This window comes from Bradyrhizobium sp. CCGE-LA001 (assembly GCF_000296215.2).
Classification (GTDB): domain Bacteria; phylum Pseudomonadota; class Alphaproteobacteria; order Rhizobiales; family Xanthobacteraceae; genus Bradyrhizobium.
Window position 1 is genome coordinate 6,100,972 of record NZ_CP013949.1, and the last position, 15,439, is coordinate 6,116,410.

A 15,439-nucleotide genomic window follows, 5' to 3' on the forward strand; every position below is an offset into this window, starting at 1 on the left:
ACTCTCCCTCGAAAATCCTGCGCAGCCGGGCGGGTGTCGATCCCGCCCGGCCGACGCAGTTACTTCACCAGCGGGCAGCCGCCTTCGCTCATCGGCCGGAACACCTCTTCGCCCTGCTTGGAGCTGACGACCCGGTAATAGTCGAACTTGTATTTGGACTCCTCCGGCTTCTTCACCTGCACCAGATACATCGTGTGCAGCACGCGCCCGTCGGGCCGAATGGCAACGTCCTTGTTGTACATGTCGTTGACTTTCAACTCGTGCATCTTGGCCGCGACGGCGGTCGCATCGGTGGTGCCGGCTGCCTTCACGGCGGCGAGGTAGTGATGGACGCCGCTATAGACGCCGGCCTGCACCATGCTCGCGACCTTGCCGTCCATCAGGGCGGCGTAGCGCTTCGACCAGGCGCGGGTCTGCTCGTTGAGGTCCCAGTAGAACGAAGTCGTCACCTGCAAGCCCTGGGTGACCTTCAGGCCCAGCGAATTCACGTCGGTGATGAAGACGAGCAGGCCGGCAAGCTTCTGGCCGCTCTCGACGATGCCGAACTCGCCCGCCTGCTTGATCGCGGTCTGCACGTCCGCGCCCGACGTCGCGAGCCCAACGACGTCCGCCTTTGAGCCCTGCGCCTGCAGCAGGAAGGAGGCAAAATCGGCGGTGCCGAGCGGATGCGCGGCGGAGCCGATCACCTTGCCGCCGGCGGCTTCGATGAACTTCGTGGCATCGCGCTGAAGCGCGTGGCCGAAGGCGTAGTCGGCCGTCACGAAGTACCAGGTCTTGCCCCCGGCCCGCGTGATCGCGTCGCTGGTCAGCTTCGACAGCGCGTAGGTGTCGTAGTTGAAGTGGAAGCTGACAGGCGAGCAGGCCTTCCCCGTGAAATCGGACGAGCCCGGACCGGAGATGACGAAGATCTTGTTCTTCTGCTTGGCAACTTCGAGGATGGCAAAGCCGGCAGAGGAGGCCGCGCCGTCCGCGATCATGTCGACGCCCTCATTGTCGAACCACTTTCGCGCGGTGGCCGATGCAATATCAGGCTTGTTCTGATGATCGGCCGAAATGATCTCGATCTTCTTGCCGAGCAGCTCGCTGCCGAAATCCTCGGCGGCGAGCTTTGCGGCGGCGACCGAGCCGCGGCCGCCATTGTCCGCGAACACACCGGACTGGTCGTTGAGGACGCCGATCCTGATCACATTGTCGGCCGCAACCGCGGCACCCGTCTGTGCAGCCAGAACGGCCGCGATCATCCAACCAAACTTCATAACATACGCCTCCCGTTTACGACTTTTGCTTATCGAGAATGTCTTGCAGCACCGGCGCAATGTAGCGGCGGAACTGATCTGGATTTTCACTCATGGGAAAATGGCCAAGCCGCTCCATCACGGTGGCCTCCGCGCCGGGAATGCCGGCGGCGGTCCGCAGCGTGTCTTCCGGCGTACAGGAGAAATCGTATTCGCCGGTCAGCAGATAAAGCGGGCACTGGTTGACATCGATGCTGCCCGTGCGTCCGCGAAGATCACCATCGACGCGATAGAAATAGAGATCGCCCTTGAAGATGCCGGGGCCGCCCTGCTTATAGCCCCACAACGTCTCGTCACGTGCAACTTCGGGGCCGCCGGGCGCGATCAAACCCGACACCAAGGCAGCGCAGACCTCGCCGCCATGAACGTCGGGCCGGTTCAGCCAAGCCGTGTCGTACCAGGGCTGCTGGAAGTCCGCGGCCTCGAGCCCGATCAGAGCGCGAAACTCGCGGGCGTTTTCAATGGCGAGATTGAGCACGATGCGGCCACCGATCGAGCATCCCATCACCACCGGCCGGTCCAACCCGAGCGCATTGCAGAGGGCGCGGACCGTCGCGGTATAGCTCGCGGTGGTCAGCCGGTATTCGCTGCCATACTGGCTGTCCGGCGGATTGGACTTGCCGTGCCAGGGCATGTCGAAGGCGATGACGCGGAAGTGTTTAGTGAACTCGTCATCCACGAGCAAATGTCGCCACTGCCGCGCGTCGGAGCCGGCGGTGTGGAGGCAAACCAGGGGAATGCCGCTGCCGTTCTCCTCGAAATAGATCCTGTTGATCTCGCCATCGATGTCGACATGCACGTAGCGCCCGACGATCGGCTCGATGAAGCCGCTCATGACACGCCTCCAAAATCGTTCTGCCGGGGCAGCGCCAGGAGATCCTTGAAGTACTGAAGATGTGCCATGAAGGGATGCAGATCGCCTTCGAGTGTGGCCTGCCCGCGCTTGGTCAAAGCCAGCAGGTCGTGCCAGCCCGCTGGCGGCATGCGTTGCCAGTATGCCGCGAACGCGGCGGGCGTCGCGCGATAGGAGAAACGCCAGGAGCGCATCAGCACCGGCGCCGGCGCCATCTCCACGATCCGTCCTGCGCGAATGGACAGATGAAATGGCTGCGTGCTCGGCCCGAGCAGACAATCGACATCCAGCCAGCGCCCGCGGGCAGCCAGGGCCTCGTCGTGGGCGAGGAGGTCGGGAATCGCTTGGAAGGCCGCGATGACAGCATCGGGTGTGAACGGCACCGGTGAATCGTCGTCTGGACGGTCGCGTTCGGCTTCCATCGTTTCGTCCCTCGCGTTCGTTCTATGCAACAGAACGATATTCTATTTCTATTCCAGTTCTATACAGGGCTTGCGAGCGAACTCAAGTGCGCAGGAGTTTCTTCCGATGCGGGAGGCGGGGCGCCGCGGCGATGAGCTTGTCCAGCCGCGGGTCGGCTTGGTCTCAAGCTTCGAAGACGCGCGCGAGCAGCCAATAGCTGCCGAGGAGACCGATGACAGCCGACAGCGCGTAAACCAGTCGTACTTCCCTCACCGGCTCGGACCGGCTTGCAGCGCTCAGTCGATCGGCGAGACGGAGGATCGGCAACGCGACCGCGACGATCGCGACCTGCCCGATCTCGACGCCGATGTTGAAAGCGGCGAGCGCCGGCACCGCTGCGTTCGGCGGCAGCCCGATCTCGCGCAGCACCCCGGCGAAGCCGAAGCCGTGGATCAGTCCGAACAGAAAAGCCACGCGCCAGCGCCTGTCGACGTCGCGCGAGAAGAAGTTCTCCACGGCCACGAAGACGATCGAGGCCGCGATCGCAGGTTCCACGATGCGGCCCGGGATGACGAGAACATCGAGCGCGGCCAGCGATAAGGTGATCGAATGGGCGACGGTGAAGGCCGTCACGATCTTGACGACGGGAACGAGCCGTCGCGCCCACAGCACCACGGCGATCAGGAATGCGATGTGATCGTAGCCAAGGAAGATGTGCTCGATGCCGGTGATGACATAGCGCTGCATCGTCGACCACAGCGTCGGCGGCGCAGTCGAAAGCGTGACGGTCGTGTTGCCGGCATCCAGCAAAGCCTGCGTTTCCAACCGCCCCTGCGCGATCAGCACGACTTGTCGCGCAGCCTTGTCCTTCTCGGTCAGAACGGTAGAGCGGTAGATGATGTCGCCGGCAGCGTCGGCGCAGGCAAAGCTGTGGCGGTAGACGATGCCGTCACCGTCGGCCAGGATGGCTGCATCTCCGGCCAGGCAGGCCCTGCCACCGCCTGTGACAGCCAGGTGCGTGCCCATATAGGTGAGGATCGCGGGCTTGACCGCTTCGACCGCGGCGGGATCGACCGCGTCTCGTCTCGCATCATAAATCTTCGTGCCAATCAGGCGGTCGACATCGCTGCCTTTCAATCCGAGCTCGATGCTTACCGTGCGATCAGGGCTCAGCGCCACACGTGCCGTGACGAGGTTGACCTCATGTGCCTCGGCCGGAAGTGCAAGGCCGAGCAGCACCCAGAGCCACGCCAGAAGCAGCCACCTCATGATCCCGCTCCATCGCGCTCACGCCAGCACATCCGCCACGACTGCCTTCAGGACACCGCGCACATCGGCCGGCTTCAGCCGCACCTGCAAGCCGCGCTGGCCACCATTGAGATAGACGAGTTCATGCGCAAGCGCGCTCTGCTCGATAACCGTGCCGACCTGCTTGCGCTGGCCGAACGGGCTGATGCCGCCGACCTTGTAGCCGGTGACGCGCTCGGCCTCCGGCGGCTTCATCATCTGCGCCGACTTGCCGCCAGCGGCTGCGGCGAGCTTCTTCATCGAGACTTCCTGGTCGGAGGGGACGACCACACAGACCGGCTTGCCGTCGACCTTCGCCATCAGCGTCTTCAGGACGCGCGCGGGGTCCTCGCCGAGCGCCGATGCCGCCTGGAGCCCGATGCTTTCGGCATCAGGATCGTAGTCGTAGCTGTGGACGGTGAAGGCGACACCGGCGGCGGTGAGCGCTCGCGTGGCGGGGGTGACCTTGGACATGAGCCATGTCTACCACCGTCGCTGCGAGGAGCGAAGGGATGTGGCGACACGCCGGCACACGCAATCGCTGTCATCGCCCGGCTTGACCGGGCGATCCAGTACTCCGAGACAGAGGTGAATGAACTGATGCGCCGCGGCGTACTGGATGCCCCGCCTTCGCGGGGCATGACAGCAGTTCGTATGGCACGGGTCGTGCCGACGATGCGGCTTTTTACTCCGCCGCGTCCTGCATCACCGCCCGCTCCGCGCGCGCTGCGCAGAACTTGAATTCCGGGATCTTGCCGAACGGGTCCAGCGCCGGATTGGTCAAGAGGTTCGCAGCTGCCTCGGCGTAGCAGAACGGCATGAACACCATGTTCTCGGGGACGTCGCGGTCGGAGCGGACCTTGACCTCGACGGCGCCGCGGCGGGTCTCCAGGCGGATGAAGTCGCCGGGTGTGAGCTGCTTCTTGCGCATGTCCTTGGGCGACATGAACGCGACCGCCTCGGGCTCGATCTGGTCGAGCACCTGCGCGCGGCGGGTCATCGAGCCGGTGTGCCAGTGCTCCAGCACGCGGCCGGTCGACAGCACCATCGGATATTCGTCGTCGGGAATCTCGTCCGGCGGGATCACCTTGGCCGGCACGATCTTGCCCCGGCCGCTCGCGGTCGGGAAGCCCGTGGTGAAGATGATCTCGTTGCCGGGCTTGTTCGGATCGTCGACGGGATAGGTCACCGCGCCCTCGCGCACCAGCCGCTCCCAGGTGATGTTCTTCAGCGACGGCATCAGCTCTGCCATCTCGGTGAAGACGTCACCGGGCCCGGCGTAGTTCCAGGGCAGGCCCATGCGCTTGCCGATCTCCTGGATGATCCAGAGATCCTGCCGCGCATCGCCGGGCGGCTTGATCACCTGGCGCGCGAGCTGCACGCGGCGATCGGTGTTGGTGAAGGAGCCGTCCTTCTCCGCGAAGGCCGAGGCCGGCAGGATCACGTCGGCATGGAAGGCGGTCTCGGTGACGAAGAGGTCCTGCACCACGAGGTGATCGAGCATCGCCAGCGCGTGGCGCGCATGCTGGAGATCGGGATCGGACATCGCGGGGTTCTCACCCTCGATATACATGCCCGTGATCTCGCCGGCATGGATCGCGTTCATGATCTCGACCACGGTCAGGCCGCGGACGGGATCGAGATCCTGCTGCCAAAGCTTCTCGAAACTGCCGCGCAGGTCGTCGCGGCTGACCGGCTGATAGTCCGGCAGGAACATCGGGATCAGGCCGGCGTCGGATGCGCCCTGCACGTTGTTCTGGCCGCGCAGCGGATGCAAGCCGGTGCCGGGGCGACCGACCTGGCCGGTGATCAGCGCGAGCGCGATCAGGCAGCGCGCATTGTCGGTGCCGTGGACGTGCTGGCTGATGCCCATGCCCCAGAAGATGATCGACGATTTCGCGCGTGCATAGGTCCGCGCCACCTCGCGCAGGGTCTGCGCCGGGATGCCGCAGATCGGCTCCATCTTCTCCGGCGTGAACTCCTTGATCTTCTCCTTGAGCTCGTCGAAGCCCTCGGTATAGCCCGCGATGTACTGGTCGTCGGTCAGGCCTTCGGTGATGATCGTGTTGATCATCGCGTTCAGCATGGCGACGTCGGAGCCCGGCTTGAACTGCAGATGCTTGGTCGCGTGGCGCGACAGCGTCTGCCGGCGCGGGTCCATCACGAACAGTTTGGCGCCGTTCTGCTTGACCGCGTTCTTGATGAAGGTCGCCGCGACCGGATGGTTCACGGTCGGGTTGGCGCCGATGACGATGATGACCTCGGCGTCCATCGCGGCGGCGAACGGTGCCGACACCGCGCCCGAGCTCAGGCCTTCGAACAGGGCCGCGACCGACGAGGCGTGGCACAGCCGCGTGCAATGGTCGACATTGTTCGAACCGAAACCGGTGCGAACCAGCTTCTGGAACAGATAGGCCTCTTCATTCGAGCCCTTGGCCGAGCCGAAGCCCGCCAGCGCCTTCACGCCCTTCTCGTCGCGGATCTTGACGAGGCCCTTGGCGGCGATGTCGAGCGCTTCGTCCCAGCTCGCCTCGCGGAAATGGGTGAAGGGATTGGCCGGATCGACCTGATCGTTGGCATCCTTCTTCGCATTCGGCAGCCGCACCAGCGGCTTGGTCAGGCGATGCGGATGGTGGATGTAGTCGAAGCCGAAGCGGCCCTTGACGCAGAGGCGGTTGTGATTGGCGGGGCCGTCGCGGCCTTCCGCATAGATCACCTTCTCGTCCTTGACCTCGTAGGTGACCTGGCAGCCGACGCCGCAGAACGGGCAGAGCGAATCCACCTTCTTGTCGGCATAGGTGACGCGGGTCTGATTCTCGTCCAGCATCACGGCCGGCATCAGCGCGCCAGTCGGGCAGGCCTGCACGCATTCGCCGCAGGCGACACAGGTCGACTCGCCCATGGGATCGTCGAAGTCGAACACGATCTTGGCGCCGTGATTGCGGTAGGCCATGCCGATGACGTCGTTGACCTGGACCTCGCGGCAGGCGCGCACGCACAGGCCGCACTGGATGCAGGCATCGAGATTGACGCGCATCGCCGGGTGGCTGGCGTCAGTCGCCCAGCGCTCGGCGGCGGGGAAGCGGCTGTCGGTGACGCCCGTCGTCTCGGCCCAGTGCCAGAATTTCGAATCCGGATCGTGGCTGGTCTCGCGCGCCGGCTGGTCCGCGACCAGCAGCTCCATCACCATCTTCTGCGCTGCAGTTGCGCGCGCGGACTCGGTCTTCACCTTCATGCCGACCGACGGCGTGCGCTTGCACGATGCGGCGAGCACGCGCTCGCCCTCGATCTCGACCATGCAGGCGCGGCAATTGCCGTCGGGGCGATAATCCGGCGCCGGCGAATAGCACAGATGCGGGATCTCGCGACCCTGACGCTTGGCCACCTGCCAGATGGTCTCGCCGGGCTTGGCTTCGACCTGCTTGCCGTCGAGCTCGAACGTAATCTTGGTCATTCCGCCGCTTCCTTGAACTCGTCAGGGAAATATTTGATCACCGATGAGAGCGGATTCGATGCCGCCTGTCCGAGCCCGCAGATCGAGGCATCGCGCATCGCCTGGCTCAATTCTTCCAGCAAGGCCCGGTTCCAGACCGGCTTCTGCATCAGCAGCGCCGCCTTCTGGGTTCCGACCCGGCACGGCGTGCACTGGCCGCAACTCTCATCCTCGAAGAACTTCATCAGGTTCAGCGCCGCCGCGCGCACGCTGTCCTTTTGCGACAGGATCACGATCGCGGCCGAGCCGATGAAGCAACCGTATTTCTCCAGCGTGCCGAAATCGAGCGGGATGTCGTCCATCGACGCCGGCAGGATGCCGCCGGAGGCGCCGCCCGGCAAATACGCGTAGAACTGATGGCCGTCGGCCATGCCGCCGCAATACTCGTCGATCAATTCGCGCACGGTGATGCCAGCGGGCGCCAGCTTCATGCCGGGATTCTTGACGCGGCCGGAGACCGAGAAGCTGCGCAGGCCATGGCGCTCATGACGGCCGTTGCCCTTCCACCAGTCGGCGCCCTTCTCGACGATATCGCGCACCCACCATAGCGTCTCGATGTTGTTGATCAGCGTCGGCAGCCCGAACAGGCCGACCTGGAACGGGTACGGCGGCTTGTGCCGGGGCAGGCCGCGCTTGCCCTCGATGCTTTCCAGCAGCGAAGATTCCTCGCCGCAGATGTAAGCGCCGGCGCCGCGGCGCATGTGCAGCGTCGGACCGCCCGGCGGCAGCTTTGCGATCTCGCGCTCCAGGATCTCGCGCGAGGCCGGATATTCGTCGCGCAGATAGATGTAGACGTCGGAAGCCTGCACCACATGCGCGCCGATCAGCATGCCCTCGATGAAGCGATGCGGATCGCTTTCGAGATAGACGCGGTCCTTGAATGTGCCGGGCTCGCCCTCGTCGCCGTTGATTGCCATCAGCCGCGGCCCGGGTTCGCCGAGCACCGCGCGCCATTTGCGTCCCGTCGGGAAGCCGGCGCCGCCGAGGCCGCGCAGCGAGGCGTCATCGAGCGATTTCAGAAGGTCGTCCTTGGACAGTTCGCCGGAGCGCAGGCGATTGAGCAGCTTGTAGCCGCCGCCGGCGACATAGGCCTCGTAGCTGACATAATCGGGCAGATGCGCGTGGGTGTCGCCGGCCTTCGCCGCCGCCATCACATTGGCGACCGTGGCGTGGTCGACGAAATTGTGGCCGACCTCGGCAGCCGGCGCGGTATCGCAACGGCCGACACAGGGCGCGCGCACCACCCGGATGCCCGCCCCCGACGCGCTCTGCAAATCCTGGAGCAGCTTCTCGCCGCCGAGCATCGCGCAGGTCAGCGAGTCGCAGACACGGATCGTCAGCGGCGCGATGTCGGGCTCGCCCTCCTTCACCACGTCGAAATGGGCATAGAAGGTCGCGGTCTCGAACACCTCGGCGAAGGCCAGCTTCATCTCGTCGGCGAGCGCGGCCAGATGCGCAGCCGAGATCTGGTGATATTTGTCCTGGATCAGGTGCAGATATTCGATCAGGAGATCGCGGCGCCGCGGCCGGTCGCCGAGCAGAAGCTCGATCTCGTGCCCGGCGGTCGGATCGACCTGGCGGCCCTTAGGGGTGGCCTTGGCGCGCCGGCGCCCCTCGCCGGGATGCTCGAACGGGCGGACCTTATGCACGTCGTGGCTCATCGATTCGTCTCGATCTCGACTTTAGAACGGCTCAAGTTCTAGCTCTTGGCATGCCAGATGCCAAGAGGATTATCATTTTGACTGAAGCAGTTAAGCGCGGCCCGAGAATGAACCCTGGTTCGCTACGCGGACCCGGCCTTGCGTAGGTTCAACGCGCCAACCGATAGAACGAAGCCTGAATTGATCCGGAGATCAATAAAGGCATCCTATGCTGCGATAGCGAAATCCTATCGCACTCCCGTTCCGAGGAAGCAGCTTCGCTATGCCCCGATGCTGAGGGTCAGCTCTTACCCATGCACTCCTCGATATAGAACCAGCGGTCGTCGCCCGCGAGGCCCTTGGCCTTCACGTCTTTGCGGCAGTCCTTGAGCTTCGACTTGTTGGCGCTCCACTTGGCCTTCATGTCCTTGAGCTTCTGCGCGCTCAGCTTGATCTTGCCGGGCTTGGCCTCGGTCGCGGCGGGCGGCGCCGCGGCGGTTTGTGCGGATGCGGATTGCAGGGCGCCGGCGACGAGCAGCACGGCGGCGGCACACACGAGTTTACGAACCATCGAATCCCCCAGGGGTAAGCTTGAAACAAGAGAAATGAACGGCGGGAGCGCGTGACGCGCTCCCGCTCGCGATGAACGTGCGATCAGAAAATCTTGACCGCGCTCTCCAGCGTCTTCCATACGCCCCAGGCCAGGGGAACGCCGACGAACGCCCAGAACAGCGCCGCCTTGGCGTCGAGCCCGCCAAAACCGATGCCGTACGAGCCGTGCGGCCCCGCGGCGGCGGCGCTGGCGCTGGCCGCCTGCAACTTGGCGACGTCGGCGTCCTTCATGTGCCACTTCGCATCGACCGGCTTGATCAGATAGTTGCAGATCAGGCCCGCGACCAGCATCGCGCACAGGATGTACATGGTGGTGTTGTAGAGCTGGTCACGCGGCACGCCGGCCGCGAGTTGGAACTCGCGGATGTAGTTGACCACGACGGGACCGATGATGCCCGCCGTCGACCACGCCGTCAGCAGCCGGCCGTGAATGGCGCCGACGAACTGCGTGCCGAACATGTCCGCGAGATAGGCCGGCACGGTGGCAAAGCCGCCGCCATACATCGACAGGATGATGCCGAAGCCGACCACGAACAGCAGCTTCGAGCCCATCTCCGCAAAGGTCGGCGCCAGCGCATAGAGCACGATGCCGAGGATGAAGAACGTGTAGTAGGTGTTCTTGCGTCCGATCTTGTCCGACAGCGAGGCCCAGAAGAAGCGGCCGCCGATGTTGAAGAGCGAGAGCAATCCGGCGAAGCCCGCGGCGATCGCCGCGATTTGCGCCTTCTGCCCGGCGTCCAGCGCGTTGAAACCGACGTCCGGCAGGCCGATCAGCTTGCCGCCGAAGATCTCCTGCAGCATGGGCGAGGCCATGCCGATCACGCCGATGCCGGCCGACACGTTCAGGCACAGCACCCACCAGATCAGCCAGAATTGCGGCGTCTTGTGCGCATCGTTGAGATGGACGTTGTTCTTCGAGATCATCGCATTGGCCTTGACCGGCGGGGTCCAGCCCTCGGGCTGCCAGCCGGGCGGCGGCAGGCGATAGCGGAACGCGCCGATCATCATGAACACGAAGTAGATCACGCCCATCGCGACGAAGGTCTCCCAGACGCCGACCGAGGCCGGGGTCTTGAAGTAGTTCATCAGCAGGTTCGCCAGCGGCGCGCCGATCATGGCGCCGCCGCCGAAGCCCATGATGGCCATGCCGGTCGCCATGCCGCGGCGGTCCGGAAACCATTTCACGAGCGTCGACACCGGCGAGATGTAGCCGAGGCCGAGGCCGATGCCGCCGATCACGCCCGAGCCCAGCCACAACAGCCAGAGCTGATGGGTGTAGATCCCGATCGCACCGAGGAAGAGGCCGCCGCACCAGCACAGCGCCGAGACGAAGCCGGCCTTGCGCGGGCCGACGCGCTCGAGCCAGCCGCCCCAGACCGCCGCCGCGATACCGAGCAGCACGAAGAACAGGGTGTACATCCACCCCATGCTGGCGACCTTCCAGTCGCAAGTGGTCGTGAACAGCTCCTGCCACAGCGACATGTCCGGACAGGCCTTCGGCGCGCTCAGCCCGATCGCGCGCGACAGCGGCAGCCAGAACACCGAGAAGCCGTAGGCCATGCCGATGCACAGATGGATGCACAGCGCCGCCGGCGGCACCAGCCAGCGATTGAAGCCGGCCGTCGCGATCGTGCGTTCACGATCGAGAAAACCGGGAGCACCAGCCGGTGCAAGAACGGTATCGGCAGTCGTCATAAGCATCACCTCCCAAGCGCGGCCTTGCCGGCACATCGGTTTGAGACCTGCCCCGCGCATGCCTGGCGGCCGCGCATGACAGGTCGGACTTCATGTCGAAGTGGAATGGTCTGGTGCGCATCGCCTCATGTGCGCCGAACAGGCAGCTGATCGCGAGTGACGTCCCTTCGCCTCGCAAGCAGCGTCGCCCTGACGGCTTCGCGCCCTCGTTCCCCTCAACACCCTGTCTTGAGAAGAGCAACGCGCGTGCCAGACATCGCATCGTGACGATTCAATGACTTCCCGCGATGCAATATATTGCAGAGGACAGAATGTCCTGAACCCCTCGGACAAAATGTCCAATCAGGTCGCTTCCGGCAGCCACACCGTGAATGTGCTCCCGGAGCCGACGCGGCTTTCGGCCGTGATCTGTCCGCCCTGACGCTTGATCAGCGTCTGGCTGATGGAGAGGCCGAGCCCGGTGCCTTGCCGCCGTTTGGTGGTGTAGAAGGCGTCGAATATCTTCTCGATCACCTCGACGCTCATGCCGATACCGGTATCGGTGACCTCCATGGCGACGCCTTGATGGCCCTCGCGCTCAGCATCGAAGGAGCGGAGCGTCAGCGTTCCGCCGTCCGGCATGGCATGGATCGCATTGACGATGAGATTGACCAGCACCTGCTGCAGCTCGCTGCGGTTCATCAGCACGAACCGGCTGGCGCGGTCATCCCTGACCACCGCGATCTCGGTCTTGTTCAGAAGATGCTGCACCAGCGGCAGACAGTCCGAGATGACGCTGGCCGGTGCATGGCGCTCGACATAGCCGGCATATTCCTCCGGCCTTGCGAATTGCAGCAGCTTGGTCACGATCTGGCTGATCCGGTGGATCTGCTCGTCGAGCAGGCGAAACTCGACCTTCGCCTTGTCGGCATCGGCCCCGAACACGGTGCGGATGACGTCGAGATTGCCCTGCATCACCGCGATCGGATTGTTGATCTCGTGCGCGACGCCGGCAGTGATCTCCCCGATCGCAGCCAGCTTCTCCGACATGATGAGCTGCTTGGTGGTCGCCTCGAGCTTGAGATTGGCATGCTCGAGGTCCCTCGTGCGCTCGCGCACGCGGACGTTCAGCTCCTCATTCCATTCCCGAAGCTGCCGGTCGCGTTCCTGGATCTGGTCGAGCAGGCTGTCGAGATGAACCGCGACGCGGCCGATCTCGTCACCCGACACCGGCATCTTGGTGCGGGCGGCAAGATTCCCGCGCTCCACCTCGCCGATCGTCGCCGTGACGCGCTCCAGTGGCATGAAGATGGAGCTGGCCCAGCGCAGGAAGATCGGCACGGTCGCCGCGGTGATCGCGATGAATGCTGCGATGATGATCAGCAATGTCTGGTATTTGGCTTGGCTGAACGGCTTCTCCAGGAAGCCGACATAGAGCATTCCGACCCGCTTGCCGTAACTGTCGACCAGCGGCTCGTAGGCGGAGATGTACCAGTCATTGACCACGAAGGCGCTGTCGAGCCAGGTGCGCCCCTCGCCCAGCACGGCCGAGCGCACCGCCGCCGACACGCGCGTGCCGAGCGCGCGCCGCCCCTCGAACAGACGGACGTTTGTCGATATACGCACGTCGTCCAGAAACAGCGTCGCGGTGCCCTGGCTGCCCTCCGGCAGGCTCGCCGCGCGATAGACGAGATCGTTGATCGTGTCGATGAATTCGAGATTCTGATTGAGCAACGTGCCGCCGACCAGCGCCGCGGCACCACCGTCGGGCAGCATCGCCCGGCTCGCCGCATGCACGACCATGCCGCGCGTCTCGGCGCTCCGGTCGGTCGGCACCGCGTTGGGGGTCGGCACGAGGTCCAATCGCGCGCGCTCGGCCAGCTCCGGCGAAATCGCGGCGAGCTCGTCATTGCCGAAAATATCGACGCCCGTCGCAGGGACTTCGCCCGACAGCGCCGAGGTGATGATCGGCCAGTCACTTCTCGGTTGCTGCTTGAGTGGCGGCGATGAGGCCAGGATGTCGCCGCGACCGTTGGTCAGATACAGAAAATCGAGACCGATTTCCTTGCGGGTCTCGTCGAGCAGATCCCGCAGGGAGCCGCGCGCATCCTGCGCCAGCACCTCCTGGAAACGGGCCGACAGGCCGAGCGCGCGGAGCTGGACGCCGGTCTTCTCCAGGATGCGGGCGAGATATTGGTGGGCGATGGTGAGATCGCCGTTCACCTTGGAGATCAGGGTCGCGTCGAATTTCGCGTTCCAGCGATAGATCGCGACGCCGAGCAGCAGCGGCAGGATGACCAGCATCGGCAGCAGCGCGATCGCGAGCAGCCGGAAGCGGACGGAGCGTCCCCGCACGCGCTCGCCGCTGCGGCCTGCGGCATCAGACATCCCACAACGCGCATTTGCGGTCGATGGTCTTGCGCGAGATGCCGAGGCGCCGGGCCGCCTCCTCGCGATTGCCGCTGACCTCCTTCAGCACGCCGAGAATGTGACGACGTTCGAGCTCCGCGAGACTGTCGGCCGGCGCCGATTGCCCGTCGGTGCGGGAACCGGCGAAATCGTCGGGGAAGGCGCCGAGGATCAGCGTGCGCTCGATCAGATTGCGCAGCTCGCGCACATTGCCCGGCCAGTCATAGCTCGCGAGCGCCGCCCGCACCGAAGCGTCGATCGGCACCGGCGGCATGCCGAGCTGGACCGACAGCTTGCTCATGAAGATAGCGGCAAGCTCCAGCACGTCGTCGCCGCGATCCTTCAGCAGCGGCAGGCGGATCTGCATCACGTTGAGGCGGTAGAACAAATCGGCGCGGAAACGCCCCCGCTCGACCTCCTTCTGAAGCTCGGCATTGGTTGCGAAGATGAAGCGCAGGTCGACCGGAACTTCACGCTCGGAGCCGACCGGACGGACGCGGCGGTCCTCGAGCACGCGGAGCAGCTTGCTCTGCATCGGCAGCGGCAATTCTCCGATCTCGTCGAGGAATAGCGTGCCGCCATGCGCATAGAGGAATAAGCCCTCGCGTCCCGAATCGGCGCCGGTGAAGGCGCCCTTGATGTGTCCGAACAGCTCGGCCTCGATCATCTCGGGCGGAATCGCCGCGCAATTCACCGGCACGAACGGCTTGTCGGCGCGGTCGGACAGTGAGTGGATCGAGCGCGCCGCCACTTCCTTGCCGGTGCCGGATTCGCCGGTGAGCAGGATCGAGGTCGGCAGGCCCGCGACGCGCGCGATGGTCTCACGCACGCGCAGCGTCGCTACCGACTGTCCGATCAGATTGTCGCGCAGGAAGGTGCGATCGGACGAGGCACGCAACGCATAGCGCAGGACGTAGTTTTCGCGCTGGAGGCGGACACGGTCGAGGCACCGTGCCACGGCGTTGAGAATCTGGTTGGAGCGGAACGGCTTGAGCACGAAGTCAGCCGCACCGGCGCGCAGGGCCTGGATCGCGGTGTCGAGGTCGGCATAGGCGGTGATCAGGATGGCGTCGGCGAAGAAGCCGACGGCGCGCTGCTCGGCGAGCCAGTCGACGCCATTCTTGCCCGGCATGATGTTGTCGAGAATGACGACGTCGTAGCGATTGGAATCGAGCTTGCGCGAGGCCTGGTCGGTGTCGGCCGCCTCGTCCACCAGCTTGCAGCGCGGTGCCAGCGTGCGCACGAGGAAATTGCGCATGCCCGGCTCGTCGTCGACGATCAGGATGGAGGCCTGCGCCAGCGCGCTGAACTCCGGCCCCGCAGCCGTCTTGCCGAGCTTTGCGGCAGGCTCGCGGCCAACCGCGGGCGTTGCGGCTGCGCTTGCCCTCGTTGTTGAGAAAGTCATGCCCGACGTCTTAGGTTTGAGATCATCCACCGCAATGAATCGGCGTCTTTCGCGTTGCAGCGAAGCTCCGGCCGTTCCTCCGCGGGCGCAACATAGTCAGCCGTCGCCGCCGTGGATATTCGCCTTTCTACGGGGCGGCGCTCTTTTCGACCAGGAACACGATGCGCGCCTCGTTGCGCTCGGTGATCTCGACCCTGTCGCCGGTCTCGCGGATCAGATTGGGAATATCGATCACCGAGAGGGGATCGGTACAGTGAACTTCGAGCTGGTCTCCCGCCTTGAGCGGTTTGAGCGCCTTGCGGGTCTTCAGGGCCGGTAGCGGGCATTTCAGCCCAGTGAGATCGAGTGTCGTCCTGGTCATCGCCGCAC

Annotated in this window: 12 protein-coding genes; all 12 read right to left on the minus strand. The window is 64.7% G+C overall.

The genetic code is table 11. The annotated features are described in order from the left end of the window. Window positions 1-59 precede the first annotated feature (59 nt). The 12 genes from BCCGELA001_RS28490 to BCCGELA001_RS28545 all read right to left on the minus strand — a co-directional run bounded on the left by BCCGELA001_RS28490 (window position 60) and on the right by BCCGELA001_RS28545 (window position 15,431). Window positions 60-1,256 (minus strand): ABC transporter substrate-binding protein, encoded by a 1,197-nt coding sequence (locus BCCGELA001_RS28490; RefSeq protein ID WP_060736842.1) that lies wholly within the window; start codon window positions 1,254-1,256, stop codon window positions 60-62. Between the two features lie 16 nt (window positions 1,257-1,272). Beyond that, window positions 1,273-2,130: an alpha/beta fold hydrolase gene (locus BCCGELA001_RS28495; protein ID WP_008557724.1), complete on the minus strand. Its 858-nt coding sequence runs from the start codon at window positions 2,128-2,130 to the stop codon at window positions 1,273-1,275. After that, entirely contained in the window at window positions 2,127-2,570 is a 444-nt protein-coding gene (locus tag BCCGELA001_RS28500) for a hypothetical protein (RefSeq protein WP_008557727.1), read from the minus strand. The genes BCCGELA001_RS28495 and BCCGELA001_RS28500 overlap by 4 nt, the downstream gene beginning before the upstream one ends. Before the next feature lie 163 nt (window positions 2,571-2,733). Beyond that, window positions 2,734-3,819, minus strand: a complete 1,086-nt coding sequence (locus BCCGELA001_RS28505; RefSeq protein ID WP_060736843.1) for a HupE/UreJ family protein — start codon at window positions 3,817-3,819, stop codon at window positions 2,734-2,736. Between the two features lie 18 nt (window positions 3,820-3,837). Continuing rightward, complete coding sequence (ybaK, locus tag BCCGELA001_RS28510) at window positions 3,838-4,311, minus strand: Cys-tRNA(Pro) deacylase (RefSeq protein WP_008557740.1); 474 nt, start codon at window positions 4,309-4,311, stop codon at window positions 3,838-3,840. 211 nt (window positions 4,312-4,522) lie between these two features. Further along, window positions 4,523-7,291 (minus strand): formate dehydrogenase subunit alpha, encoded by a 2,769-nt coding sequence (fdhF, locus tag BCCGELA001_RS28515; protein ID WP_060736844.1) that lies wholly within the window; start codon window positions 7,289-7,291, stop codon window positions 4,523-4,525. Then, window positions 7,288-8,991: an NADH-ubiquinone oxidoreductase-F iron-sulfur binding region domain-containing protein gene (locus tag BCCGELA001_RS28520; protein ID WP_008557756.1), complete on the minus strand. Its 1,704-nt coding sequence runs from the start codon at window positions 8,989-8,991 to the stop codon at window positions 7,288-7,290. Before BCCGELA001_RS28520 ends, fdhF begins: the two co-directional genes overlap by 4 nt. Before the next feature lie 280 nt (window positions 8,992-9,271). Continuing rightward, window positions 9,272-9,541 carry a hypothetical protein gene (locus BCCGELA001_RS28525; protein ID WP_060736845.1) on the minus strand — a complete coding sequence of 90 codons (270 nt, stop codon included), beginning with the start codon at window positions 9,539-9,541 and terminating at the stop codon, window positions 9,272-9,274. An 83-nt stretch (window positions 9,542-9,624) separates the two neighbouring features. Continuing rightward, window positions 9,625-11,277: an OFA family MFS transporter gene (locus tag BCCGELA001_RS28530; protein WP_060736846.1), complete on the minus strand. Its 1,653-nt coding sequence runs from the start codon at window positions 11,275-11,277 to the stop codon at window positions 9,625-9,627. Window positions 11,278-11,619: 342 nt separating this feature from the next. Continuing rightward, complete coding sequence (locus BCCGELA001_RS28535; RefSeq protein ID WP_008557773.1) at window positions 11,620-13,644, minus strand: sensor histidine kinase; 2,025 nt, start codon at window positions 13,642-13,644, stop codon at window positions 11,620-11,622. Continuing rightward, the gene (locus BCCGELA001_RS28540) at window positions 13,637-15,070 is read right to left on the minus strand and encodes a sigma-54-dependent transcriptional regulator (protein WP_008557776.1); all 1,434 of its coding nucleotides are present in this window, start codon (window positions 15,068-15,070) and stop codon (window positions 13,637-13,639) included. The genes BCCGELA001_RS28535 and BCCGELA001_RS28540 overlap by 8 nt, the downstream gene beginning before the upstream one ends. A 127-nt stretch (window positions 15,071-15,197) precedes the next feature. Further along, complete coding sequence (locus BCCGELA001_RS28545) at window positions 15,198-15,431, minus strand: sulfurtransferase TusA family protein (RefSeq protein ID WP_008557779.1); 234 nt, start codon at window positions 15,429-15,431, stop codon at window positions 15,198-15,200. Window positions 15,432-15,439 lie beyond the last annotated feature (8 nt).